Annotated in this window: 21 protein-coding genes, 1 pseudogene and 1 other annotated feature (1 of these 23 cut by a window edge); of the genes and pseudogenes, 21 read left to right on the top strand and 1 reads right to left on the bottom strand. The window is 42.4% G+C overall.

Annotated features, from left to right (window positions below):
- Positions 1–69: a binding site (T-box leader), on the top strand (it extends 179 nt beyond the left edge of the window).
- Positions 70–191: 122 nt separating this feature from the next.
- From ilvB to yihA, 13 genes are all read left to right on the top strand, one after another.
- Entirely contained in the window at positions 192–1916 is a 1725-nt protein-coding gene (ilvB, locus tag KVT11_RS13540) for an acetolactate synthase large subunit (protein WP_008342854.1), read from the top strand.
- Positions 1913–2431: an acetolactate synthase small subunit gene (gene ilvN / locus KVT11_RS13535; RefSeq protein WP_007501584.1), complete on the top strand. Its 519-nt coding sequence runs from the start codon at positions 1913–1915 to the stop codon at positions 2429–2431. Before ilvB ends, ilvN begins: the two co-directional genes overlap by 4 nt.
- A gap of 18 nt (positions 2432–2449) precedes the next feature.
- On the top strand, positions 2450–3478 hold the full coding sequence (gene ilvC, locus KVT11_RS13530) for a ketol-acid reductoisomerase (RefSeq protein WP_007501581.1): 1029 nt from the start codon (positions 2450–2452) through the stop codon (positions 3476–3478).
- Positions 3465–5018 (top strand): 2-isopropylmalate synthase, encoded by a 1554-nt coding sequence (locus KVT11_RS13525; RefSeq protein WP_008342850.1) that lies wholly within the window; start codon positions 3465–3467, stop codon positions 5016–5018. Before ilvC ends, KVT11_RS13525 begins: the two co-directional genes overlap by 14 nt.
- 18 nt (positions 5019–5036) lie before the next feature.
- Positions 5037–6134: a 3-isopropylmalate dehydrogenase gene (leuB, locus tag KVT11_RS13520; protein ID WP_039166990.1), complete on the top strand. Its 1098-nt coding sequence runs from the start codon at positions 5037–5039 to the stop codon at positions 6132–6134.
- A gap of 42 nt (positions 6135–6176) precedes the next feature.
- On the top strand, positions 6177–7592 hold the full coding sequence (gene leuC / locus KVT11_RS13515) for a 3-isopropylmalate dehydratase large subunit (RefSeq protein ID WP_007501575.1): 1416 nt from the start codon (positions 6177–6179) through the stop codon (positions 7590–7592).
- A gap of 15 nt (positions 7593–7607) precedes the next feature.
- Positions 7608–8207 (top strand): 3-isopropylmalate dehydratase small subunit, encoded by a 600-nt coding sequence (gene leuD, locus KVT11_RS13510; RefSeq protein ID WP_024718413.1) that lies wholly within the window; start codon positions 7608–7610, stop codon positions 8205–8207.
- Between the two features lie 123 nt (positions 8208–8330).
- Positions 8331–9338 (top strand): DNA damage checkpoint antagonist DdcA, encoded by a 1008-nt coding sequence (ddcA, locus tag KVT11_RS13505; RefSeq protein ID WP_008342841.1) that lies wholly within the window; start codon positions 8331–8333, stop codon positions 9336–9338.
- A gap of 240 nt (positions 9339–9578) precedes the next feature.
- Positions 9579–10853, top strand: a complete 1275-nt coding sequence (gene tig / locus KVT11_RS13500) for a trigger factor (protein WP_025207732.1) — start codon at positions 9579–9581, stop codon at positions 10851–10853.
- A gap of 251 nt (positions 10854–11104) precedes the next feature.
- The gene (gene clpX / locus KVT11_RS13495; RefSeq protein WP_017358145.1) at positions 11105–12370 is read left to right on the top strand and encodes an ATP-dependent protease ATP-binding subunit ClpX; all 1266 of its coding nucleotides are present in this window, start codon (positions 11105–11107) and stop codon (positions 12368–12370) included.
- Positions 12371–12508: 138 nt separating this feature from the next.
- On the top strand, positions 12509–14170 hold the full coding sequence (lonB, locus tag KVT11_RS13490) for an ATP-dependent protease LonB (protein WP_007501566.1): 1662 nt from the start codon (positions 12509–12511) through the stop codon (positions 14168–14170).
- A 171-nt stretch (positions 14171–14341) separates the two neighbouring features.
- A complete protein-coding gene (lon, locus tag KVT11_RS13485) occupies positions 14342–16666 on the top strand; it encodes an endopeptidase La (protein ID WP_007501564.1) in 2325 nt (774 codons plus the stop codon).
- Positions 16663–17250 (top strand): ribosome biogenesis GTP-binding protein YihA/YsxC, encoded by a 588-nt coding sequence (yihA, locus tag KVT11_RS13480; RefSeq protein ID WP_007501562.1) that lies wholly within the window; start codon positions 16663–16665, stop codon positions 17248–17250. The genes lon and yihA overlap by 4 nt, the downstream gene beginning before the upstream one ends.
- A gap of 43 nt (positions 17251–17293) precedes the next feature.
- Here the strand turns inward: yihA and KVT11_RS13475 are convergent, their stop codons facing one another.
- Positions 17294–17779, bottom strand: coding sequence for a hypothetical protein (locus tag KVT11_RS13475; protein WP_024718411.1), 486 nt, complete (start codon positions 17777–17779; stop codon positions 17294–17296).
- Positions 17780–18019: 240 nt separating this feature from the next.
- On the opposite strand from KVT11_RS13475, the gene hemA reads away from it, so the two are divergent.
- From hemA to ysxE, 8 genes and pseudogenes are all read left to right on the top strand, one after another.
- Positions 18020–19387 (top strand): glutamyl-tRNA reductase, encoded by a 1368-nt coding sequence (gene hemA / locus KVT11_RS13470; protein WP_024718410.1) that lies wholly within the window; start codon positions 18020–18022, stop codon positions 19385–19387.
- 7 nt (positions 19388–19394) lie between these two features.
- The gene (locus tag KVT11_RS13465; RefSeq protein ID WP_008342830.1) at positions 19395–20225 is read left to right on the top strand and encodes a cytochrome c biogenesis protein; all 831 of its coding nucleotides are present in this window, start codon (positions 19395–19397) and stop codon (positions 20223–20225) included.
- 37 nt (positions 20226–20262) lie between these two features.
- A complete protein-coding gene (gene hemC / locus KVT11_RS13460; protein WP_116307233.1) occupies positions 20263–21198 on the top strand; it encodes a hydroxymethylbilane synthase in 936 nt (311 codons plus the stop codon).
- The gene (locus KVT11_RS13455) at positions 21195–21986 is read left to right on the top strand and encodes a uroporphyrinogen-III synthase (protein ID WP_008342826.1); all 792 of its coding nucleotides are present in this window, start codon (positions 21195–21197) and stop codon (positions 21984–21986) included. The genes hemC and KVT11_RS13455 overlap by 4 nt, the downstream gene beginning before the upstream one ends.
- Positions 21983–22954, top strand: coding sequence for a porphobilinogen synthase (hemB, locus tag KVT11_RS13450; RefSeq protein ID WP_007501555.1), 972 nt, complete (start codon positions 21983–21985; stop codon positions 22952–22954). Before KVT11_RS13455 ends, hemB begins: the two co-directional genes overlap by 4 nt.
- A 27-nt stretch (positions 22955–22981) precedes the next feature.
- Positions 22982–24274: a glutamate-1-semialdehyde 2,1-aminomutase gene (gene hemL / locus KVT11_RS13445; RefSeq protein ID WP_008342821.1), complete on the top strand. Its 1293-nt coding sequence runs from the start codon at positions 22982–22984 to the stop codon at positions 24272–24274.
- A gap of 331 nt (positions 24275–24605) precedes the next feature.
- Positions 24606–25085: pseudogene (locus tag KVT11_RS21580) on the top strand (LysM peptidoglycan-binding domain-containing protein); the annotation flags it as partial.
- 802 nt (positions 25086–25887) lie between these two features.
- Positions 25888–26919, top strand: a complete 1032-nt coding sequence (gene ysxE, locus KVT11_RS13435; RefSeq protein WP_008342818.1) for a spore coat protein YsxE — start codon at positions 25888–25890, stop codon at positions 26917–26919.
- The last annotated feature ends 46 nt before the right edge of the window (positions 26920–26965 follow it).

Raw genomic sequence — 26965 nt, 5'->3', positions numbered from 1 at the left:
TGAGACGGCAGCATGATTTGCCGTGAACAAGGGTGGTACCGCGAAAAACAAAGCTTTTTCGCCCCTTTGACCTAGTGAAAAGTAGTGTCATTGTGGGGTGAGAAGGCTTTTTTATATGGTCTCATATCTCTATCTTGAATGGAAAAGGGTGAAAGGACTTGACTGAAGCAAGACAAAGAGGAGGAAATCAAATGGGGACAAATGTACAAATGGAGACGGAAAAATCAAATGCACCACAAACGATGAACGGTGCACTCATGTTAATTGAAGCACTCAAAAGAGAAAAAGTAGAAGTCATTTTTGGTTATCCTGGCGGAGCCGTTTTACCAATCTACGATAAAATTTACGATTCTGGTTTATTTCATGTTCTGCCAAGACATGAGCAAGGAGCGATTCACGCAGCGGAGGGATACGCAAGAGTATCTGGTAAACCAGGCGTTGTTATTGCCACATCAGGACCGGGGGCAACAAACCTAGTCACAGGAATTGCAGATGCGATGATTGATTCACTACCTATGGTTATCTTCACTGGACAGGTGGCAACCTCAGTCATTGGATCAGATGCATTCCAAGAAGCAGATGTACTTGGTATCACAATGCCAATCACAAAACACAGCTATCAAGTGAGACGTCCAGAAGAGTTACCGGGTGTCATTAAAGAGGCATTTCACATCGCAACAACCGGCAGACCTGGTCCAGTCTTGATTGATATTCCAAAAGATGTCGCTGGTATTGAAGGGACATTTGAATACGATCAGCCAATTGATTTGCCTGGTTATCAGCCGAAAATTGAGCCGAATTATTTGCAAATTCGCAAGTTAGTAGAAGCTGTAAGCAGAGCAAAGAAACCAGTTATTCTAGCAGGAGCTGGCGTTCTTCATGGCAAAGCGTCGGAAGAATTAAGGCAATATGTAGAGCAGCAGCAAATCCCTGTCGCCCATACATTGCTTGGGCTTGGTGGATTCCCGGCAAAGCATCCTCTATTCCTAGGAATGGCGGGTATGCACGGCACATATGCAGCGAACATGGCACTACATCAATGTGACTTACTCATTTCAATCGGAGCGAGATTTGATGACAGGGTAACCGGCAACCTCAATCATTTTGCAAAGCATGCGAAGGTGGCTCATATTGATATCGACCCAGCGGAAATTGGTAAAAACATTCACACCCATATCCCAGTTGTTGGTGACAGTAAGCTAGTGCTTCAAGAACTGATCAAGCAGGACGGGAAACAAGGTGAATCAGACGAGTGGAAGAGCCAGCTAAATCAGTGGAAGGAAGAATATCCACTCTGGTACGTTGAAAACGAAGCTGAAGGTTTTAAACCTCAAAAGCTGATCGAATACATTCATCAATTTACAAAAGGTGAAGCCATTGTGGCAACTGATGTCGGACAGCACCAAATGTGGGCTGCACAGTTCTATCCATTTGAAAATGCCGATAAGTGGGTGACATCTGGTGGGCTTGGCACAATGGGATTTGGTTTACCGGCAGCGATTGGCGCGCAGCTAGCTGATCAAGAGGCAACGGTTGTGGCGATTTTAGGAGACGGAGGTTTTCAAATGACCCTGCAAGAACTTGCCGTTATCCGTGAGCTGAACCTTCCAGTGAAAGTGATTGTTCTGAATAATCACAGTCTTGGAATGGTAAGACAATGGCAAGAAATTTTTTACGAAGAACGCTACTCACATTCTAAATTTTCAGAGCAGCCAGACTTCGTGAAATTATCTGAAGCTTATGGCATTAAAGGGATCAGAATCTCATCAGACGAAGAGGCGCAAGAAAAACTCGAAGAAGCCTTAACCTCTAGAGAGCCTGTTTTCATCGATGTCAATGTAGCGAGAGATGAGAAAGTATTCCCGATGGTAGCACCGGGGAAAGGACTTCATGAGATGGTGGGGGTGAAACCTTGAAAAGAATTATTGTGTTGACTGTATTAAATCGATCAGGCGTACTGAACAGAATCACAGGCCTTTTTACTAAAAGACACTACAATATTGAAAGCATTACGGTCGGCCATTCTGAGATTCAAGATGTATCACGCATCACGTTCGTCGTCCATGTAGACCAGGAGAAAGACATCGAACAGCTGACAAAACAGCTGAACAAACAAATCGATGTCCTCAAAGTAACGGATATTACAAACCAATCAATCGTTCAGCGAGAGCTGGCTTTGATAAAAGTCGTATCTGCACCAGCATCTAGAATGGAAATCACAGGGGTCATTGAACCTTTTAGAGCTTCTATTGTAGATGTGAGCAGAGAGAGTGTCGTCATTCAGGTGACAGGTGAGTCTTCAAAAATTGAAGCACTCATTGAATTACTTAAGCCATACGGCATTAAAGAAGTCGCCAGAACTGGCACCACGGCCTTTGCGAGAGATAATCAGCAAAAGCCGCAAACAAATAAAACAATTTCAATTGTCTAAACAAAAGGAGAGAGTCAAATGGTAAAAGTATATTATAACGGTGATATTCAAGAAAACGTATTAAATGGTCAAAAGGTAGCTATCATTGGTTACGGATCACAAGGTCATGCACATGCATTGAACTTAAAAGAGAGCGGCGTAGATGTGATTGTCGGTGTGAGAAAAGGCGGATCTTATACAAAAGCACAAGAAGACGGCCATCAAGTATTCACAGTAAAAGAAGCAGCAGCACAAGCAGATGTCGTCATGGTATTACTTCCAGATGAGCAGCAAAAGAAAGTATATGATGAAGAAATCAAAGATCAATTAGAAGCAGGTAATTCACTTGTATTCGCACACGGATTCAACGTTCACTTCCATCAAATTGTTCCTCCAAGTGACGTAGATGTGTATCTTGTGGCTCCAAAAGGTCCAGGACATCTTGTAAGAAGAACATATGAGCAAGGCGCTGGTGTACCTGCACTATTTGCTATCTATCAAGATGTATCAGGTCAAGCGAAAGACAAAGCACTGGCTTATGCAAAAGCAATCGGCGGAGCAAGAGCGGGCGTTCTTGAAACAACATTTAAAGAAGAAACAGAAACGGATCTATTCGGTGAGCAGGCAGTTCTTTGTGGAGGTCTTACTTCATTAGTTAAAGCAGGTTTTGAAACATTAACAGAAGCTGGTTATCAGCCAGAGCTTGCATACTTCGAGTGTCTGCATGAACTGAAATTGATCGTTGACCTTATGTATGAAGAAGGATTAGAAGGTATGAGATATTCAATCTCTGATACAGCGCAATGGGGTGACTTCGTATCAGGACCACGCGTTGTGGATGCAAAAGTAAAAGAATCAATGAAAGCAGTCTTGACTGACATCCAAAACGGAACATTCGCGAAAGAATGGATTGTTGAAAACCAAGTGAATCGTCCACGTTTCAATGCGATCAATGCAAATGAAAATGAGCACCAAATTGAAATCGTCGGAAGAAAGCTTCGTGAAATGATGCCTTTCGTTAAACAAGGAAAGAAAAAGGAAGCGGTGAGCGTCGGTGCGAAAAATTAATTTTTTTGACACAACACTTCGAGATGGAGAGCAATCACCAGGAGTGAACTTAAATGCACAAGAAAAGCTAATCATTGCTAAGCAGCTTGAGCGCCTTGGGGTTAATATCATTGAAGCGGGTTTTCCCGCTTCATCCCGAGGGGATTTCTTAGGCGTACAAGAAATTGCAAGAACGATTAAGAACTGTTCAGTTGCAGGACTTGCACGATGTGTGAAAGGTGACATTGATGCTGCATGGGACGCATTAAAAGATGGAGCTCAACCAAGAATACACGTCTTTATTGCGACTTCTGACATTCACCTCAAGCATAAACTAAAGAAAACACGTGAAGAAGTGGTTGAACAAGCTGTTTCAATGGTGAAATACGCGAAAGAGCGCTTCCCAGTTGTTCAGTGGTCAGCAGAAGATGCATGCCGGACAGATCTTTCTTTCCTAGCAGAAATTGTAGAAAAAGTGATCGACGCAGGCGCAAGTGTCATTAACTTGCCTGATACTGTTGGATACCTAGCACCAAAAGAGTACGGAAATATCTTTAAATATATGAAGGAACACGTTCCAAATATCGATCAAGTCATCTTGTCAGCACACTGTCATGATGATTTAGGAATGGCTGTAGCGAACTCACTTGCTGCCATTGAAAATGGAGCAGATCAAATTGAAACAGCTGTCAACGGTATTGGAGAGCGCGCAGGGAATGCTGCTTTAGAAGAAATAGCAGTTGCCCTTCATATTCGCAAAGACTTTTACCAAGTCGAATCAACCATTCAGTTGAATGAAATTAAGCGCACAAGTGATGTAGTGAGCAAATACTCAGGTATGATTGTACCGCGTAATAAAGCAGTCGTTGGAAACAATGCATTTGCCCATGAATCAGGTATTCACCAAGATGGATTCCTCAAAGAAAAAACAACCTATGAAATTATCTCTCCAGAGCTTGTAGGCGTCACAACAGATGTGCTTGTCCTTGGTAAACACTCCGGAAGACACGCATTTAAAGACCGCTTAAAAACACTTGGCTTTAAATTGACTGAAGAAGAAATCAATAAGTTCTTCGAAACTTTTAAGAACTTAACAGAGAAGAAGAAAGAGATCACAGATGATGATTTGATCTCTATTATATTAGAAGAAAAAGTAGCAGACCGTAAAATCGGCTATGAATTTGAAAGTCTTCAAGTTCATTATGGGACAGAGCAAATGCCGACAGCGACAGTCTCTCTTAAAAATCAAGAAACGCAGGAAGTCATTCAAGAAGCAGCTACAGGTGCAGGCAGTGTAGAAGCTGTGTACAACACGCTTGAGCGCTGTATGGAGGAAAGAATTCATTTGCTAGATTATCGTATTCAATCCAATGGAAAAGGCAGAGACGCACTAGCGGAAGTATATGTCACTGTTTCAATAGAAGGAAAAGAAACAGCAGGACGCGGTGTAGCGCAAGATGTGCTGGAAGCATCGGCTAAAGCTTACGTCAATGCAGTGAATAGACATTTAATCTTTAAATCAAACCTAATAGAAATTGAGAAACATCACGCCATCTCATAAGAAAGGAGGAAGGGACTCATGAAAAAGAAAATTGCACTTTTGCCCGGCGATGGAATCGGACCGGAAGTCGTCACATCAGCCGTCGCTGTCCTGAAAGAGACAGCGGCTCAATTTCAACACGAATTTGAATTTGAAACAGCTCTCATTGGCGGTATAGCGATAGATGAAAAAAACAATCCGCTCCCTAAAGAAACAGTAGAAGTGTGCAAAAGCGCAGATGCGATTTTATTAGGAGCCGTTGGCGGACCAAAGTGGGATCAAAACCCGCCAGAACTTCGCCCAGAAAAAGGCTTGCTCTCCATTCGCAAGCAGCTGGACTTATTTGCGAACATCCGCCCTGTCAAAGTATTTGATAGCTTGAGTGAGGCTTCACCGTTAAAACAAGATCACATTAGCGGAGTAGATTTCGTCATCGTTCGTGAATTAACTGGAGGCCTCTACTTTGGCGAACCAAGTGAGCGCTACACGGATGATGAAGGAAAAGAAGCTGCGGTTGATACACTTCTTTATACAAAGGAAGAGATTGTTCGTGTATTAAAAGAAGCGTTCGACATGGCGTTAACGAGACGGAAAAAAGTAACGTCTGTGGATAAAGCAAATGTTCTCGCTTCGAGTAAACTATGGCGGGATGCGGTAGAAGAAGTTGCATCCCAGTATCCAGATGTCGCATATGAGCACATGCTCGTCGATAATGCTGCGATGCAACTTATTTATAAGCCCGCTCAATTTGATGTCATCGTGACAGAGAATATGTTTGGTGACATTTTAAGTGACGAAGCATCTATGATTACTGGCTCACTCGGCATGCTGCCATCTGCTAGTTTATCAAGCACCGGCCTACATTTATATGAGCCGATTCATGGTTCAGCACCCGATATTGCGGGGCAAAATGTCGCAAACCCTCTGGCTACTATATTGTCAGCAGCCAGCTTGCTTAGAACATCCTTTGCTTTAGAAGAAGAAGCGGCTGCAATTGAAGCAGCTGTGGAAGCCGTTCTTGCCTCTGGCAAACGAACAAAGGACCTAGCATCAAAAGAGGGAACGTATGAAACGACTGATGATATCACGAAAGCCGTTGTAGATGCACTCAAACAACGTACGAAAACCATTGTATAAATAGAAATCTTGTTGAATTAGGTAGAGGGAGGAAAAAGGGTTATGCCTCGAACAATCATCGAAAAAATATGGGATCAGCATGTTGTCAAAAATGGCGAGGGAAAACCAGACCTTTTATATATTGATCTGCACTTGGTGCATGAGGTGACGTCACCTCAAGCATTTGAAGGATTAAGACAAAAAGGGCGCAAGGTGCGAAGACCACAAAACACATTTGCGACGATGGATCACAACATTCCGACTGTGAATCGATTTGTGATAAAAGATGAGATTGCGAAGAAGCAAGTCAGTGCTCTAGAGCGCAACTGTGCTGAATTCGGGGTCCGTCTAGCTGACCTTCACAGTGTAGACCAAGGAATTGTTCATGTCGTTGGACCTGAGCTTGGTTTAACACTTCCGGGAAAAACAATCGTATGTGGAGATAGTCATACATCTACACATGGCGCATTTGGTGCACTTGCCTTTGGGATTGGCACAAGTGAGGTTGAGCATGTGCTTTCCACACAAACACTTTGGCAACAGCGTCCGAAGACACTAGAAATTAGAGTAGACGGAACGCTTCAAAAAGGGGTAACAGCCAAAGATGTCATTTTAGCAGTCATTGGCGCACATGGCGTGAAGTTCGGTTCAGGTTATGTCATTGAATACACTGGGGAAGTATTCAGAAACATGTCAATGGATGAGCGGATGACCGTTTGTAATATGTCAATTGAAGCAGGCGCAAGAGCAGGATTGATCGCACCTGATGAAGTGACCTTTGAATATTGCCGCGGACGCAAATACGCACCGCAGGGTGAAGATTTTGAAGCAGCGATAAAAGAATGGAAAGAACTAAGAACAGATCCGGGTGCGACCTATGATAAAACCATTGTTTTAGATGGAAATCATATTTCACCAATGGTCACGTGGGGAATTAACCCAGGAATGGTGCTCCCTGTGGATGCAGCAATTCCAGGACCTGAAGATTTTGCACAAGAAGATGACCAAAAAGAAGCAAAACGTGCTTATGAATACATGGGGGTTCACCCGCATCAGCGTATTGAAGATATTACGATTGAGCATGTGTTTATTGGCTCATGTACGAACTCAAGAATGACTGATTTACGCCAAGCCGCTTCTATGATTGAAGGACAAAAAGTAGCTGATCATGTCAGAGCGATTGTGGTTCCTGGCTCACAAAGTGTCAAACTGCAAGCAGAAGAAGAAGGTCTTCATGAAATTTTCCTAGAAGCAGGATTTGAATGGAGAGAATCTGGCTGTAGTATGTGCCTCAGCATGAATAACGATGTGGTGCCAGAAGGTGAACGCTGTGCATCTACATCAAACCGTAACTTTGAGGGACGTCAAGGGAAGGGTGCAAGAACGCATCTTGTCAGCCCGGCAATGGCTGCAATGGCTGCCATACATGGCCGATTTGTCGATGTCAGGAAGTTTAATCAAGAGAAAACAGTCGTGTAAGGAGTTGTGTCATAGATGGAGCCTTTAGTCACTCATAAAGGAAAAGCCGCTGTGCTTAACCGTATAAATGTAGATACAGATCAAATCATTCCGAAACAGTTTTTGAAAAGAATCGAACGAACAGGATATGGCCGATTTGCCTTTTTTGACTGGCGATATTTAGCAGATGGTAGTCCGAATCCAGATTTTGAACTCAATCAGCCGATTTATGAAGGAGCCTCTATTTTGATCGCAGGCGAAAACTTTGGCTGCGGGTCATCAAGGGAACATGCGCCTTGGGCACTTGATGATTATGGTTTCAAAATTGTCATTGCCCCATCTTTCGCCGATATTTTTCATCAAAACTGTTTTAAAAACGGGATGCTTCCAATCCGCCTTGATTATGATGTGTGGAAAACGTTTGCTGCATCATATGAAAACAAAGGATTTGAAATGACAGTTGATCTGGAAAAACAACAGATTCAAGACCATGAAGGGAATGTTACTCCTTTCGATGTAGATCCACACTGGAGAGAAATGCTCCTGAATGGCTATGATGAGATTTCATTAACATTGTTACTAGAAGATGAGATTCAAGCATTTGAAGAGAAACGTAGCAGCTGGCTGCGTGCATAAACAACGAGAAGCCGTCCCCGTGGTGTGACGGCTTCTTTTTTGCATGAAAACCTCTCGTTACTTGTGTTTACTAACCTTCGTTGGTAAACTGATAAAAAATATGCGCCCGAAAGGAACGTAAGCATGAAACATGACAAGAAGAAAGATAATGTCATTTTGTTTCCTGGTCTGAAAGAAAGACTGATTGAAAAAGGAATGGCAGCATTAAAAGATAAACAGTATCAAGAGGCGCTTCACTTATTTTCAGAAGCGAAATCGTATGATGACGATGAAGAATCCGATATTCATCTCGGTATGGCGATTTGTTTTCTAGAGCTTGGTGAGCTGCAGGATGCAAAGCGAGTATGTGAAAAGATGCTACATGAAGGATATGGACACTATTTCACTGTGCTTCAAGTATATATGACCATCTTAATTCAGCTGAAAGAGTACGAGGAAGTCAAACAAACAATTGAGGCTGTCCTTGAAGAAAATCACCTTCCAGCAGAAAGCGCGGAGCATTTTTATAAACTGCTTGAATTTAGCAGAAAGATGATTGAATCACCAGAAGAGATTTTAGACGAAGACGAGGAAGGCAGCGGAGAAATCAATATAGATGAAATGCTCGAGCGGCCAGAAGAGCAGGTGCAGTTCATCCATTCGCTGAAAGACCGAAACATCACGCCGCATATGGGTCTATTAAATACGATCCTACAAAAGCCTGATGGAAACCCTTTGGTCAAATCATTGATCCTGCAACTTCTGTCAGATCATGATGTGGCAAAGCCGGTTCATGTGACGAAGTTCGGTGATTCTTTAACGCTTGTTCCTTCTGAGGCTGTCAAGCCAGAGCAAATGCCACTGCTTCAGCAAGTCCTTCGAAAGCTCGATGACACACTCGGCAATGAGAACCCAACCCTTTACCAAGGAGTTGAAGAGTTATGGCGCCGGCACTTATTTGTGCTATATCCATTTCTTCCTAAATATACGGATCCGAATCTTTGGGCTGCGGCACTTCATAAAGTCGGCTATGAAATGCATGGGATCGAGATTGATCTCGAAGAATTGCATTTATTGTATGATTTTAACGAACGAGAGCTGAGAGAAGCTTGTACAATGCTGAAAGATATTGAAGAAATTTCTTATTTGTAATTTGTCGATTTAGTTGAAAGACGGACTTGTTATGTTATAATATAATGGTTGTATTTGTGCATATATCGTGCGGTTGTAAGATTCCAACGGTTGAAAGACGTTATGTATAATCAAGTCAAATGTTGTATACATAAGACCGCTTCTTTAGCGGAGTGCGTGGTTTTTGATTGGACGAAGTCTTTATGATGCTTTAGAATGTAACAACGCACAATCTGAATAGATTTTTGGAGGGAAACACACATGTCAGTAAAATGGGAAAAACAAGAAGGTAACGAAGGTGTCTTAACAGTAGAAGTTGACGCTGAAACATTTAACAAAGCACTTGATGATGCATTTAAGAAAGTAGTTAAGCAAGTATCAATCCCTGGATTCCGTAAAGGGAAAGTACCACGTGGTCTTTTCGAGCAGCGTTTTGGAGTAGAATCTCTTTATCAAGATGCACTAGATATTCTTCTTCCAGTTGAATATCCAAAAGCAATCGACGAAGCTGGTATCGAGCCGGTTGACCGCCCTGAAATCGATGTTGAGAAAATCGAAAAAGGCGAAAGCTTAATCTTCACTGCAAAAGTAACAGTGAAGCCAGAAGTAAAACTTGGTGACTACAAAGGTCTTAACGTAGAAAAAGACGACACATCTGTATCTGATGAAGATGTCCAAGAAGAGTTAAAAGCTATGCAAAACCGTCAAGCTGAGCTTGTTGTCAAAGAAGAAGGCGCAATCGAAAACGGCGATACAGTTGTTCTAGATTTCGAAGGATTCGTTGATGGAGAAGCATTCGAAGGCGGAAAAGCTGAGAACTACTCTCTTGAAGTAGGTTCTGGTTCATTCATCCCTGGTTTCGAAGAGCAATTGGTTGGTCTTGAAGCAGGTGCAGAAAAAGACGTTGAAGTGACATTCCCAGAAGAATATCATGCTGAAGACCTTGCAGGTAAACCAGCTGTATTCAAAGTAAAAATTCATGAAATCAAAGCAAAAGAACTTCCAACACTTGACGATGAGTTCGCTAAAGATGTTGATGAAGAAGTTGAAACGATTGCTGAATTAACTGAAAAAACGAAGAAACGTCTTGAAGAAGCAAAAGAAAACGAAGCAGAAGGCAAACTTCGTGAAGAGCTAGTAGCAAAAGCTTCTGAAAATGCGGAAGTTGACGTTCCTCAAGCGATGGTTGACACTGAGCTAGACCGCATGATGAAAGAATTCGAACAACGTCTTCAAATGCAAGGGATGAACCTTGAGCTTTACTTCCAGTTCTCTGGACAAGATGAAGATGCGCTAAAAGAGCAAATGAAAGAAGATGCTGCTAAACGCGTAAAATCTAATCTTACTCTTGAAGCAATTGCTGCTGCAGAAGACCTACAAGTGTCTGATGAAGAAGTGGAAGAAGAACTTTCAAAAATGGCTGAAGCATACAACATGCCAGTTGAAAATATCAAACAAGCGATCGGTTCTACTGAAGCAATGAAAGAAGATTTAAAAGTTCGTAAAGCAATTGATTTTCTTGTAGAAAACCGTTAATATGGTGCATAATAATAAAACAGGGCGCGAGTGACTCGTGCCTTGTTTTGTACAATTTTTGACTTATCATCGCTTCTTTTGGAAACGATAGTGTAAGTCGCATCTTTCTGTCATACATATCTCAATGTGCAGTGTTACAAACACATCATTACCGTCTTTTAGGAAAGTATGGTAAAATGCATACATACTGGACCCAGAAGGGTAGCTGACTGTTAGCTACAGGCAAGTGAAGAAGAATAAGGGGTGAAAGAATGTTTAAATTCAACGAGGAAAAAGGTCAATTAAAATGCTCGTTTTGCGGAAAAACGCAAGATCAAGTGCGTAAACTGGTCGCAGGACCTGGCGTATATATATGTGATGAATGTATCGAGCTTTGCACGGAAATAGTTGAAGAAGAGCTCGGTACTGAGGAAGAAGTTGAATTCAAGGATGTTCCGAAACCTCATGAAATCCGGGAAATTCTTGATGAATATGTCATCGGACAAGAGAATGCGAAGAAATCCTTAGCTGTAGCGGTTTATAACCATTACAAGCGGATTAATTCCAACAGTAAGATTGATGATGTTGAGCTTTCGAAAAGTAACATTTCTATGATTGGACCTACAGGAAGCGGTAAAACATTACTTGCTCAAACGCTTGCACGTATTTTAAATGTTCCATTTGCGATTGCAGATGCGACGTCTTTAACAGAAGCAGGTTACGTTGGGGAAGACGTAGAGAATATTTTACTAAAGCTGATCCAAGCAGCAGATTATGATGTAGAAAAAGCTGAAAAAGGCATTATCTACATCGATGAGATCGATAAAGTAGCAAGAAAATCAGAAAACCCTTCTATCACTCGTGATGTATCTGGGGAAGGTGTACAGCAAGCCCTTTTGAAAATTCTTGAAGGAACAGTCGCTAGTGTACCGCCTCAAGGTGGACGTAAGCATCCTCATCAAGAATTCATTCAAATTGATACAACAAATATCCTCTTCATTTGTGGTGGAGCCTTTGACGGCATTGAGCAAATCATCAAACGCCGCCTAGGTCAAAAAGTCATTGGATTCGGTGCGGAAAATAAAATTGAAGATCTTGAAAAAGAAGTCCTTCTATCAAAAGTTCTGCCAGAAGACTTACTTCGCTTCGGTTTAATCCCAGAATTCATCGGTCGTCTTCCGGTTATTGCAAGCCTAGAGCCGTTAGATGAAAAAGCACTTGTAGAAATCTTGACGAAGCCTAAAAATGCGCTCGTTAAGCAATATACAAAAATGCTTGAGCTTGATGATGTTGAGCTTGAGTTTGAAGAAGATGCTCTTAGCGAAATTGCGAAAAAAGCAATTGAGCGTAAAACAGGAGCTCGTGGTCTTCGCTCCATCATTGAAGGCATCATGCTTGATGTGATGTTTGATCTTCCATCTCGTGATGATATTGAGAAATGTGTCATTACTGGTGAAACGGTTGCTGATGGTGAGCCGCCTCGTCTTGTCTTAAAAGACGGTACAGTCGTGAATAAAGATACAAAAACATCGGCATAAGCCCGTTTGATGACTCCTGAATCGTTTGATTCAGGAGTTTTTTATTTATCGTGGAAGTTGTGTTTATTCCGTCCAGCTCTAGGAAATACTAGCAGACAGAAACCAATACATAACGATAGATGAAGGAGGGAGCACCGATTGAGCTGGACAGGAATCGTATTATTCATACAACTGTTCTTTGGTATCGTCATCGGGTTGTACTTTTGGAACTTACTGAAAAATCAGCGCACACAAAAGGTGACGATCGATAAAGAATCAAAAAAAGAAATGGAAGCACTCAGAAAGATGCGATCCATTAAACTGAGTGAACCTTTATCAGAGAGAGTCCGGCCAAAGGGGTTTCAAGATATTGTAGGGCAGGAAGATGGTATACGTGCACTTAAAGCTGCCCTGTGTGGACCGAATCCGCAACATGTCATCGTCTACGGGCCGCCTGGTGTTGGAAAAACAGCTGCTGCTCGTCTAGTGATGGAAGAGGCGAAGCGTCACGCTGATTCACCATTTAAAAAAGATGCAGTATTTGTTGAGCTTGATGCCACAACGGCAAGATTTGATGAACGAGGCATCGCAGACCCCTTGATTGGTTCCGTACATGATCCCATTTATCAAGGAGCAGGGGCCATGGGACAGGCAGGCATTCCGCAGCCGAAACAAGGAGCCGTCACACATGCTCATGGCGGCGTTCTCTTTATCGATGAAATTGGAGAACTGCATCCGATTCAAATGAACAAAATGCTCAAAGTGCTAGAAGATCGAAAAGTGTTTTTAGACAGTGCTTATTACAGTGAAGAAAATACGCAAATCCCGAATCACATCCATGATATTTTTCAAAATGGGTTACCCGCTGATTTTCGACTGATTGGCGCCACGACAAGAACACCAGACGAAATTCCGCCGGCTATTCGATCAAGATGTTTGGAGATTTTCTTCAAGGATTTGGATCAGCATGAGCTGAAAATTGTTGCAGCTAAAGCAGTCGAGAAAATACAGAAGGAATTAAGTGACGAAGGACTGAACCTGTTAACATCTTATGTGAAAAATGGACGTGAAGCGGTCAACATGGTACAGATCGCCGCAGGTATGGCTGTCACTGAAAACCGAAAAGATATTACGATCGCCGATGTAGAATGGGTCATTCATTCAAGCCAGCTGACACCAAGATATGAACAAAAAGTACCGGAAAAGCCAAAGGTAGGAGTAGTAAATGGTCTTGCCGTGTATGGACCGAACAGCGGGGCTCTGCTTGAAATTGAAGTGAACATTTGTAAAGCGCTTGAAAAAGGCAGTATCAATATTACAGGTATTGCGGAAGAAGAAAGCATCGGCAATCAGTCTAAATCGATCAGACGGAAAAGTATGGCGAAGGGCTCAGTTGAAAATGTCTTAACCGTGCTTCGAAACTTAGGCATACGAACAAATGAATATGATATCCACATTAATTTTCCGGCTGGTGCCCCGATTGATGGGCCGTCTGCTGGAATTGCGATGGCCACAGCCATTTTCTCAGCCATTCATCAAATCCCGATTGATCATTTAACGGCGATGACCGGTGAGATTGGATTACAAGGTCAGGTGAAGCCGATTGGCGGTGTCATACCAAAAATCAAGGCAGCCAAACAAGCGGGTGTCAAAACAGTGATCATCCCTTATGACAACCAGCAGTCGATCTTAAAAGAGATTGAAGGGGTGACGATTGTGCCTGTGAAGCATTTCCAAGAAGTGCTGGATCAGTGTTTGGTCAATCCGCCAGATGAGAAGAAAGATGGACTAGAAGAAGAAATGAAAAGGAAATCTGTTTAATCCCCATCTCATATGGGGATTTTTTAGTGAAATAGATCTTTTTTTCTTTTTCAAGATAAAAAGAAAGGGTATACTACGGTAAGATCATCATTTCTCAAGTCTTTTACATTGTACAAGACTGAAACAGGTATATTATAATGATTCATACTAGTGACGGAGGTGTCTATCAACATGGCAGATGAAATCAAAAAGAATGTTCCGCTCCTTCCACTGCGAGGCTTGCTTGTTTATCCAACAATGGTCTTGCATTTGGACGTTGGGCGCGAAAAGTCTGTTCAAGCATTAGAACAGGCCATGATGAACGATCATATGATTTTTCTAGCAACACAGCGGGAAATTTCAATAGATGAACCAGGTGAAGAGGAAATTTTCAAAGTCGGCACCTACACAAAAATTAAACAAATGCTGAAGCTGCCAAATGGAACGATCCGTGTGCTCGTCGAAGGCTTAAATCGAGCGCAGATCGAATCCTACATGGAGCTAGAAGACTATACGTCAGTCGATATTAAAGAGTTGACAGAAGAAGAATTAAAGGACGCAGAAGCAGAAGCACTCATGCGCACTTTGTTAGATCACTTTGATCAGTACATAAAAATTTCAAAAAAAATCTCAGCTGAAACATATGCAACGGTGACGGATATTGAAGAACCTGGAAGAATGGCGGATATCGTCGCTTCCCACCTTCCTTTGAAATTAAAAGACAAGCAAGAAGTGCTGGAAACAGTCGATGTCAAAAAACGGTTGAATCGGGTCATCAGTCTCATTCACAATGAAAAAGAAGTGCTAGAGATTGAAAAGAAAATTGGCCAGCGTGTCAAACGTTCAATGGAGCGAACGCAAAAAGAATATTATTTGCGCGAACAAATGAAAGCTATTCAAAAAGAGCTTGGAGACAAAGAGGGGAAAACAGGCGAAGTCAGTACGCTTATGGCTAAAATTGAAGAGTCCGGCATGCCAGATTCCGTTCGTGAAACGGCTTTAAAAGAACTGAACCGTTATGAAAAAATCCCTTCAAGCTCTGCTGAGAGTTCTGTCATTCGCAATTATATTGATTGGCTGATCAATCTGCCGTGGGGCACTTATACAGAAGATCGTCTAGATTTAAAGCTTGCAAGCGAAATTTTAGATGACGAGCACCACGGGCTTGAAAAAGTAAAAGAGCGGGTACTCGAATATCTTGCTGTTCAGAAACTAACAAATTCATTAAAGGGACCGATTCTTTGCTTGGCAGGACCTCCTGGGGTAGGGAAGACGTCACTTGCTAAATCCATTGCCAAATCACTTGATCGAAAGTTTATCCGTATCTCTCTTGGCGGTGTACGTGATGAATCTGAGATCCGTGGTCATCGAAGAACCTATGTAGGTGCGATGCCTGGCCGTATCATTCGCGGGATGAGCAAGGCGGGCACAATGAATCCGGTCTTTCTTTTAGATGAAATTGATAAAATGTCTTCTGACTTTAGGGGAGATCCGTCTTCTGCGATGCTTGAAGTGTTAGATCCAGAGCAAAATCATAATTTTAGCGATCATTATATTGAAGAGACATTTGATTTGTCTCAAGTGTTATTTATCGCAACTGCCAACAATTTAGCAACCATTCCAGGTCCACTTCGTGATAGAATGGAGATTATCACGATTGCAGGGTATACGGAAGTTGAAAAAGCAGAAATTGTGAAAGATCACCTTCTGCCGAAGCAGCTAAAGGAGCACGGATTAAAGAAAGGGAACTTGCAGCTTCGTGAAGCAGCGATTTACGATATGATTCGCTATTACACGAGAGAAGCAGGAGTCCGCGGGTTAGAGCGTCAGCTTGCGGCGATCTGCCGAAAAGCAGCAAGAGCAATTGTGGCTGAAGACCGCAAACGCATCACAGTGACGGAAAAGAACTTATCTGAATTCCTCGGAAAAAGACTTTACCGTTATGGTCAGGCGGAAACGACAGATCAGGTCGGCGTTGTCACAGGCCTTGCATATACCACAGTTGGCGGAGACACCTTGTCCATTGAGGTCTCACTCTCGCCGGGTAAAGGCAAGCTTTTGCTAACAGGTAAGCTCGGTGATGTCATGAGAGAATCTGCGCAGGCGGCATTCAGTTATATCCGTTCAAAAGCAGATGAACTGAACATTGATCCTCAATTTAATGAAAAGCACGATATTCATATCCATGTTCCAGAGGGTGCGGTTCCAAAGGACGGGCCATCAGCTGGTATTACCATTGCGACGGCTCTTGTATCAGCACTCACAGGACGTCCTGTTTCAAAAGAGGTTGGCATGACAGGAGAAATTACGTTAAGAGGAAGAGTGCTTCCGATTGGCGGATTAAAAGAAAAAGCATTAGGCGCACATCGTGCAGGACTGAAAACGATTATTCTTCCAAAGGACAATGAGAAGGATATTGATGATATTCCTGAAAGTGTGAGAGAAGGATTAACTTTTATTCCGGTTTCACATTTAGATGAGGTGCTTGAGAAAGCGTTAGTAGGAGAGGGAAGATGAAAGTAACAAAATCAGATATCGTCATTAGTGCGGTGAAACCAGAGCAGTACCCGAGCGGGGGACTGCCTGAGATCGCACTTGCTGGACGATCAAATGTTGGAAAGTCCTCGTTCATTAACTCATTGATTAATCGGAAAAATTTAGCGCGTACGTCTTCTAAACCAGGAAAGACCCAGACGCTTAATTTTTACATTATTAATGATATGCTCCATTTTGTGGACGTCCCAGGTTATGGCTTTGCAAAAGTATCAAAAACAGAGCGCGAAGCATGGGGGAGAATGATCGAAACGTATATTACAATGCGTGAAGAGTTAAAAGCAGTCGTCCAAATTGTGGATCTGCGTCATAAGCCATCCGCAGATGATGTGAACATGTATGAATTCCTTAAATATTATGGAGTTCCTGTGATCATTATTGCGACAAAGGCCGATAAAATTCCAAAAGGCAAATGGGAAAAGCATGCGAAAGTCGTCAAACAGACACTCGACATTGACCCTTCAGATGAATTAATCCTTTTCTCTTCTGAAACAAAAAAGGGAAAAGACGAAGCCTGGAATGCGATCCTTGCGAAGATTAACAGCTAAAAAAAGGCATCTGCTATATGCAGATGCCTTTTTATTGTATAAGTTATTTCCTTTTTAAAAATAATAAGAGGAGACTGACGGCAATCAATACATATGGCCAGTACAATTCAAAACCGGAAGTAGGGATCGAAAGTGTGCTAAGTTGCTTCGTAATTTGTTGAAAGAAATAAAGGAATAGACCGAGTGCAATGAGAACAACACTTTCTATTCGATATTCCTTTTTCTGTGATGATTTCATCAAAAGTGCGAGGCCGACGATGAACACAATCATCGTAAATGTATCTGGCCAGTGTTCTAATTTCGGCTGAAGGATAAAGTGTAGCGCAAGGCCTGTCATGAGCATACCGATAAACACATGAGAGGTTTCCTGTTCCTTCTTTCCTTGATATAAGAAAGCAAGGCCAAAAAGTAGTACAAGTGTATACCATTTCTCCTGATCTTTCCAAATGTCAAATTGATCTCCTGAGAGAATGGCATATAGCGCTACAGCCAGCAAAGTGAGCGGCAGCAAAATAGATTTCTTCTTCAAAGATGTCACCTTCTTATAAGCAGATCATTTGTCCGCACGCGCCAAATCTGGTAAATTGCTTGAAGTGATGATATGGCATTCGATGTCGAACATTTTTCTACTATATCACAACATTTTTGAAATCTGTTCACAATTTTTATCCAGTTAAAAATGAATATATGTTATAATCATTATAAATAATAAATTCTATATTATAATTATTATAAATTAGACAGGGCGTTGGGGGTGCAAGCTGAAGTTATGCATATTCTTGTTGTGGGTTTAGATTATAAAACAGCCCCTGTTGAGATACGGGAACAGCTGAGCTTTGAACCGAGCGAGCTCGGAACAGCGATGTCCAAGCTTAAAGAAGAAAAAAGCATTCTAGAGAATATCGTCATCTCAACATGTAATCGAACAGAGATCTACGCAGTTGTAGATCAGCTTCATACTGGTCGGTTTTATATAAAAAGATTTTTAGCAGATTGGTTCGGTTTAGAAAAAGAAGATGTCTCTCCATATTTGAAGTTTTATGAAAATGATGGAGCGGTTGAGCATTTATTCCGAGTTGCCTGTGGACTTGATTCTATGGTCATTGGTGAAACACAAATACTCGGTCAAGTGCGCTCAAGCTTTAAAGTCGCTCAAGAGGAGAAGACCATTGGTACCGTTTTCAATTATTTGTTTAAGCAGGCGGTAACAGTTGCGAAGCGCTCTCATGCGGAAACAGATATTGCGTCTAATGCTGTATCTGTCAGCTATGCGGCAGTGGAACTTGCCAAAAAAATCTTTGGACGTCTTTCTGATAAACATGTCCTTATTCTTGGTGCGGGTAAAATGGGCGAGCTGGCGGCTCAAAACCTTCAAGGTCAAGGGATTGGCCAGGTAACAGTCATCAATCGAACGTTTGAAAAGGCCAAAGAACTGGCCGGCCGTTTTTCAGGAGAGCCTAAGAGCTTGAATCAATTAGAAAAAACTTTATCTGAAGCGGATATTTTAATTAGCTCTACTGGGGCTAAACAATTTGTGATTACAAAAGAAATGGTCGAAAAAGCGAACAAACAGAGAAAAGGCAGACCTCTATTCATGGTGGATATTGCAGTACCACGTGATTTAGATCCAGCTATTTCTGAAGTAGAAGGTGCTTTTTTGTATGACATTGATGATCTTGAGGGCATTGTGGCAGCTAACCTGAAAGAGCGCCGTGCAGTAGCTGAAGAGGTGGAGCTTCTCATCGAAGCTGAAATTGTGGAATTTAAGCAATGGCTGAATACGCTCGGAGTGGTTCCTGTGATTTCTGCTTTAAGAGAAAAAGCACTCTCAATTCAAGCGGATACGATGCAAAGCATCGAACGAAAGCTTCCAAACCTCACAAATCGTGAAATGAAGCTGTTAAATAAACATACGAAAAGCATCATCAATCAAATGCTGAAAGATCCTATCTTAAAGGCCAAAGAAATTGCCGGGGAGCCGAATGCAGAGGAAAAACTTTTACTCTTTAAAGAAATCTTTGATTTACAGGTTGAAGATGAAGAGCAAAAGGCAGAGCCGATGCAGGTGGAGCAAGGGGCATTTCAGCTGTTTAAAACAAATATGGCACAAGGCCTTGCTACAGTTGCCAGTGAGTGATTAGGCGATGATGGAATCCATTGTAGCGAGACTAGGTGAAGCGACGATCTTGATCTATGCACTCAGTGTCTTGTTCTATTTCATAGATTTTCTTCAACACAACCGGAAGGCTGGAAAAATGGCTTTCTGGTTGCTTTCTATTGTCTGGCTGCTGCAAACAGTCTACATGTTTTATATTATGATGGAAACAGACCGATTCCCTGTGTTGAATGTAGCAGAGGGGTTATATTTTTATACGTGGGTGCTTGTGACATTGTCACTTGTTTTGACAAAAGTATTACGTGTTGAATTTATTGTCTTTTTTACAAATGTGATTGGTTTTTCCATGATGGCGATTCACACCTTTACACCATCCGATCTTCATTCTGCCGAACTGACAGGAAAGCTGACGAGTGAGCTGCTCGTCATTCATATTACGATGGCCATTTTATCATACGGCGCTTTTTCACTTTCATTTGCTTTTTCACTCCTCTATCTATTTCAATATCGTTTGCTGAAAAAGAAAAAATGGGGAAAATGGCTTTTGAGAATTGAAGATTTATCAAAGCTTGATCATATGGCGTATGTCTTAAATATTATTGGCGTACCGATGCTCTTGCTTAGTTTAATTCTTGGCATTATATGGGCATATATTTCGTATGATACGTTGTACTGGACAGATGCAAAGGTGCTCGGTTCGTTTATTATGCTGTTTTTATACGGCTTTTACTTATACATTAGACTTGTGAGAAATATGCAGGGCAAAATCGTGGCGCGATGGAATGTCGCTTCATTTCTTGTGCTGATGATCAATTATTTTCTGCTTGGTAGCTTATCAACCTTTCATTGGTTTCAATAATGATGAGTCTTAAGGGCATTGTCGGGAGGAAGACGTAATGCGAACAATTAAAGTAGGTTCTAGACGAAGCAAACTTGCGATTACACAAACAAAATGGGTCATTCAAAAGTTGTCTGAACTAAACCCTTCTTATTCTTTTGAAATTAAAGAGATTGTGACAAAGGGTGATCAAATTTTAGATGTGACCTTATCAAAGGTTGGCGGAAAAGGTCTGTTTGTTAAAGAGATTGAACAGGCAATGCTGAACCATGACATCGATATGGCGGTACACAGCATGAAAGATATGCCGGCTTCTCTTCCAGAAGGTTTAGTCATCGGCTGTATTCCTGAGCGTGAAGATGTGCGTGATGCATTGATTTCAAAGGATCATCTCCGTCTTCATGAACTACCAAAGGGAGCGGTTGTGGGAACGAGCAGCTTACGGCGCAGTGCTCAGCTTCTTCAGGAGAGACCAGATCTTGAGATTAAATGGATCCGTGGAAACATTGATACGAGACTCGAAAAACTGAAAAATGAAGAATATGATGCGATTATTCTAGCGGCTGCCGGATTGTCTAGAATGGGCTGGAGTCAAGAAGTCGTGTCGGAATTTTTATCTCCTGATACTTGCCTTCCTGCTGTGGGGCAGGGCGCATTGTCGATAGAATGCCGCGGAGATGACGAAGAGCTCTTGCAGCTGTTAGCTCAATTCACAAATGAGTATACAAAGAAAACGGTCCTTGCTGAAAGATCCTTCCTTAAGCAAATGGATGGAAGCTGTCAAGTGCCGATCGCTGGTTACGCAACGATGAATGAGCGTGATGAAATTGAATTGACAGGTCTTGTGGCATCTGCGGATGGGCATACGATTATTCGAGAAACCGTAACAGGAACTGACCCTGAGACAATTGGAACAGCATGTGCGAAGCAGATGGCTGATAAGGGAGCGAAGGATTTGATCGACAAGGTGAAAAAGGATCTGTCTTCCCAATGACGATAGCCAAATCGCTTTACGGACAGACGGTGCTTGTCACTCGAAATGAACGTCAAGCGGGTGCGTTTCAGCAGAAAATTGAAGCGCTGAACGGCCATGCTGTTTTAACCTCTCTTATCAGGTTTGAGCCAACGCTGACAAAAGAAAAAGCGAAGGCATTTTTAGAAGACTTAGAAGCAAGCCATTGGCTTGTGTTTACGAGTGTAAATGGTGCGTCTTTTTTTCTTAGTTATATAGAGAAGCATCAATTACATCAAAGCTTATCCCACTTGAAAGTGGCGGCTGTAGGTGAAAAAACATCTGCCTATCTGATGCAGCACGGCTTAAAAGTGGATGTGGTTCCAGAACGTTTTATAGCAGAAGAACTGGCAGATGCTTTAATTGAACATGTACATCCAGAAGAATGTGTCTTTGTAGCAAAAGGCCACCTGTCACGAGATGTTGTGAAGAATACCCTCGTTCCGCTTGGCATTGACGTAAAAGAGTGGATTATATATGAAACAGTGAAGGATGAGGACGGAATTATCGCACTCAAGTCGGCAATGATGGAGCAATCATTTGATTTTATTACATTTACTAGCTCCTCCACTGTTCATTCTTTTATGCACGCCATGGAGGCTGATATCGATAGATTAGCTGCATCAGACACATGTTTTGTGAGCATCGGTCCTCTTACACAAGAGGCGCTGCTTCAATACGGGATTTCTTCTGAAACCCCAGATACTTATACGATAGACGGGATGCTTGATTTGATGTGCCGTTTATCTGAAAGGAAGTTGAACCAATGATGAAATTTAACAGACACCGCAGATTGCGTACAAGCGCAGGAATGAGAGAATTGGTGAGAGAAACATTTTTAAGACCCTCTGATTTCATTTATCCGATCTTTTTTGTAGAGGGAGAGAATGTCCGGAAAGAAGTCCCTTCAATGCCGGGTGTCTATCACATTTCAGTTGATCTTGTGAAAGAAGAAGTCCAAGAGCTTGTTGACCTTGGGATTAAATCTATCATTGTTTTTGGGGTACCAGACCATAAAGACCATGTAGGCAGTGAAGCTTATCACGATCATGGGATTGTTCAAAGAGCAACGCTTGAAATCAAAAAGCATTTCCCTGAGCTTGTGGTCATTGCTGATACTTGCTTATGCCAATATACAGATCACGGACATTGCGGAATCGTTGAAGATGGAGAAATTTTAAATGATGAATCTCTTCAGCTCTTAGCGAAAACCGCTGTCAGTCAGGCTCGTGCAGGTGCAGATATCATTGCTCCATCAAACATGATGGATGGCTTTGTTATCGCAATTCGTGAGGCGCTTGATGAGGCCGGCTTTGTTCATGTGCCTGTCATGTCATATGCTGTGAAATATGCAAGTGCTTTTTACGGTCCGTTTCGTGATGCGGCGCATAGCACACCGCAGTTTGGAGATCGTAAAACGTATCAAATGGACCCTGCAAACCGCTTAGAAGCACTGAGAGAAGCGCAGTCTGATGTAGAAGAAGGCGCTGACTTCCTGATCGTAAAGCCGTCACTTTCATACTTAGATATCATGCGTGATGTGAAAAATGAATTTACACTTCCTGTTGTTGCGTACAATGTGAGCGGAGAGTATGCAATGGTGAAAGCAGCAGCTCAAAATGGCTGGATTTCTGAAAAAGAGCTTGTTCTTGAAATGCTGACTAGCATGAAACGTGCAGGCGCAGAATTAATCATTACGTATCATGCAAAAGATGCAGCAAAATGGCTCTCAGAATAAAGAACGGATAGACAGGAGGACGTTGAAATGGGACGTAGCTATGAAAAGTCAAAGCAAGCATTTAAAGAAGCGCAGCAGTTAATGCCGGGTGGTGTGAACAGCCCTGTGCGCGCATTTAAATCAGTCAATACAGACCCAATTTTTATGGAACGAGGAAAAGGCGCAAAAATATACGATATTGACGGAAATGAATATATTGATTATGTCTTATCGTGGGGACCGCTTATTTTAGGGCATACGAATGACCGTGTGGTTGAAAGCATTCAGCGAGTAGCTGAACATGGTACAAGCTTCGGCGCTTCTACTTTAGTTGAAAATGAATTAGCTAAGCTTGTATCAGAACGAGTTCCTTCTATTGAGGTCATTCGTATGGTCAGCTCTGGAACAGAGGCGACGATGAGTGCGCTTCGTCTAGCACGTGGTTTTACAGGCAGAAACAAAATTGTGAAATTTGAAGGCTGTTATCATGGCCACGGTGATTCTTTGCTCATTAAAGCTGGTTCGGGTGTGGCAACGCTTGGACTTCCGGATAGCCCTGGTGTCCCTGAAGGTACAGCAAGCAATACGATCACCGTTCCATACAATGATTTAGAAAGCATCAAAGTCGCTTTTGAAGAATTTGGAGACGACATTGCAGGTGTCATTGTAGAACCAGTTGCAGGAAATATGGGGGTTGTCCCTCCGCAAGAAGGTTTCTTGCAAGGATTGAGAGACATCACCGAGCAATATGGCTCTTTACTCATTTTTGATGAGGTCATGACAGGCTTCCGTGTGGATTATCATTGTGCCCAAGGCTATTTTGGCATTACGCCTGATCTGACATGTCTTGGTAAAGTCATCGGAGGCGGCCTGCCAGTTGGTGCTTATGGCGGTAGAGCGGACATTATGAGACAAATTGCGCCAAGCGGCCCGATTTATCAAGCAGGAACGTTATCCGGTAACCCGCTTGCGATGACAGCAGGTCTTGAAACATTAAAACAGCTGACACCTGAGTCTTATGAAGAGTTTAGACGCAAAGGAGATCGTTTGGAAGAAGGCATTTCAAAAGCGGCGAAAGCACATGGGATTCCATTAACATTTAACCGTGCAGGTTCCATGATTGGATTCTTCTTTACAAACGAACAAGTCGTCAATTACGATACAGCGAAAACAGCTGACCTCGCTTTATTCGCTGAATTCTACAAGGAAATGGCTGATCACGGCATCTTCCTTCCACCTTCACAATTCGAAGGGCTGTTCCTCTCAACTGCTCATACGGATGAAGACATCGAGTATACAATTGAGACAGTTGAAAAGGTATTTCAAAAATTAGCTCAGTAACCAAAAGCCGATATGGAGACATATCGGCTTAGATCGTTGACAAAGGGTTAAAATGAACTTTATTTTAGCCCTTTGTCTTCTTTTCAGCGTGAAAGAAAACCTTTGCAGTCTAGGAAGGACGAGCACCGGAGCGGAGCGAATTTGACATTCGTGAGCACCAGCGCGCAGGACTGACACCGAATGCGAGGGTTTGTCTACACGCTGAGCCGATATGGAGACATATCGGCTTTTTGCTTTGCATAAAACCAATCATATTTTCACTGCCTCCTTCATACACCTGTATTGACATCTAATTTTATTTTGAAGGATTAGATGAAAGGAGGACACCGACTTGTCTCAAAACAATCGATTACAGTTTTCGGTAGAAGAGTCCATTTATTTCAAAAACGGACAGGAAGTCAGTGAGCTGCTGTCAATTTCTCTCGATCCTGACATTCTCGTTCAAGAAGTGAATGATTATGTTTCCATTAGAGGTTCACTCGAGCTAACAGGAGAATACAACATAAATCAAGAGGAGCTAATGGGTGAATCCAGTTCCTATGCATCATACAGGCAGGCTGATGAGGTGAAGGTAAGAGAGGACGGAACGGCTGAGCTGCTGCATCAATTTCCGGTGGATATCACGATCCCCAAGAACAAAATTAGTCATTTAAATGATGTATTTGTGTTTATTGATGCATTTGATTACCAGCTGACAGAAAGCCGTTTGCTCACGATTCAGGCTGATTTGGCCATTGAAGGTCTGTTAGATGAAGGAACGCCTGAACCGCTTGTAGAAGAGCCATATGAATTTGTCCATCGTGCTGAAGAGGAATATGGCGATGTCACTTATGAATATCAGGCGCAGTCTGAGTATGAAGAGCAAGAAATGCTGCCACGTGAAGAGCATGAAGAAAATGCAGAACAGCAGGCCGTTATGCAACATGAAGCGCGAACTGAACAAGAAGAGGATGAAATAGACATCGAGACGGTGATGGTGGAAGAAGCAGAAGAAGAGGAGGAATATGAGGAAGAAGAAGCCGTGGCGCTTGGGTATCGTTCCTTCCCAGAAGCTCAAGTACAAGAGCCGCCATTCTTTGACCCGCCTAAGCTGTTAGAAGAAGAGGAGCGGGATGATACGTTCTTTGAGGTGGAAGTGAGGAAAGACCCTGAAGTAGAGAGCAAGGAAGAAGAAGAGCCGCCAGCTTATCCAGCCTTTGAATCACCTGCTTATCAGATGGAACAGACGCAGGAAGAGCGGGATGACAGCTATCAGTTCGAACGATTATATGAACGTGAAGCACCAAAGGTGTATGAATCAGCTCAAGAAGCTGAGGAGTTTGAACATGACCAGAGAGAAGCGTCTGGCAGTGAGAATTCTCTTTATTTAACGAAGCTGTTCGCTAAGCAGGAGGAGGAAGATTTTTCTCGCATGAAAATATGTATAGTTCAGCAAGAAGATACGGTCGATCGTATTTGTGAGCGATATCAGTTGAATGTGCAGCAGCTCCTTCGAACGAATTCATTGTCGGTGGATGCAGAGCTTGAAGAAGGGCAGATTCTTTATATTCCTGAATATCAAAAAAGCAATGCATAGTATGAGATGATGGACCGAGAAAATGTGGTGAGAGAACGTGGATGAAATCCAATCTGTCCTATACGAATATGGGCTTGAGGCTGAATATATCGAACCTGTCAGTCCAGCAGTCGTTAGAGTGTATACAAAGCAGGGCGTATTTGCACTAAAGCGAGTAAAACCCCATCGACACATGCAGTTTACAGAGCAAATGCTTGAACTAGAATCAAAAGGCTATCGCTCCTTTGTGCCGATTTATCGCACGAAGAGCGGTTCCTTTTTCTCTAATCATCGAGAAAGCCAGTACACGTATTATCTCATGCCATGGCTGACGAATGAAAAGAGAGAAGAGCAGGACGATAAACATGAATATTTATTTCAAGAGATTGCAAGACTTCATAAACGAACAGAAGTTATGATGGACATTACTGAGCAGGAAATAGAGGCTCACTACACTCAAATGAAAAGCAAATGGGAAACAGAGAAAGACATGTATGAACGATTTATCGAGCGGGCAGAACAAACATGGTATATGTCGCCATTTGAGCTGGCTGCTGCTATGTATTTTTCAGAAGCGATGTCTGCAAGTGAATTTGCACTTGAACGTTTAGAGGATTGGCATGAGGAAATGAAAGACCAAGAGACGACACGTATTGTGTTAAACCATGGGCAACTGTCAATCCATCACTTTTTGTACAATGATGTAGGTACAGGACATTTCACCAATTTTGAGCGGTCTAAAAAGGCTGCCCCCATTTATGACCTTTTGACCTTTTACTATCGCACATTCAAAACCTACCCTACTCCTTGTCCTGAATGCACATCTTTGTTTTATACGTATCAAAAGGGAAATAAACTTCGTGAGGAAGAGATTCATTTGTTCTTGAGCTACCTCGCTTATCCGCAGGGTTTGTTTGATACGGTGAAAGCCTATGAAGCAGGCGGACAGGATGAGATGGAAAGTTGTCAGGAGCTGTTAAGGGCGTATTGGCAAATGAAAAATTCTGAGCCGACCGTCATGAAAATACACGAAATTGAGCAGGCTAGACGCCTTGAAGAAGAACAAAATGCCTCGTCATCAGAAGAGTGACGAGGTTGTTTGCTGTCAAATGTCTAACATGGGGTAATCGATACAT

The sequence above is a fragment of the Bacillus sp. GbtcB10 genome (assembly GCF_019091365.1).
Lineage (GTDB): Bacteria > Bacillota > Bacilli > Bacillales > Bacillaceae > Bacillus > Bacillus altitudinis.
This window is presented reverse-complemented; position numbering and strand designations above follow the sequence as displayed.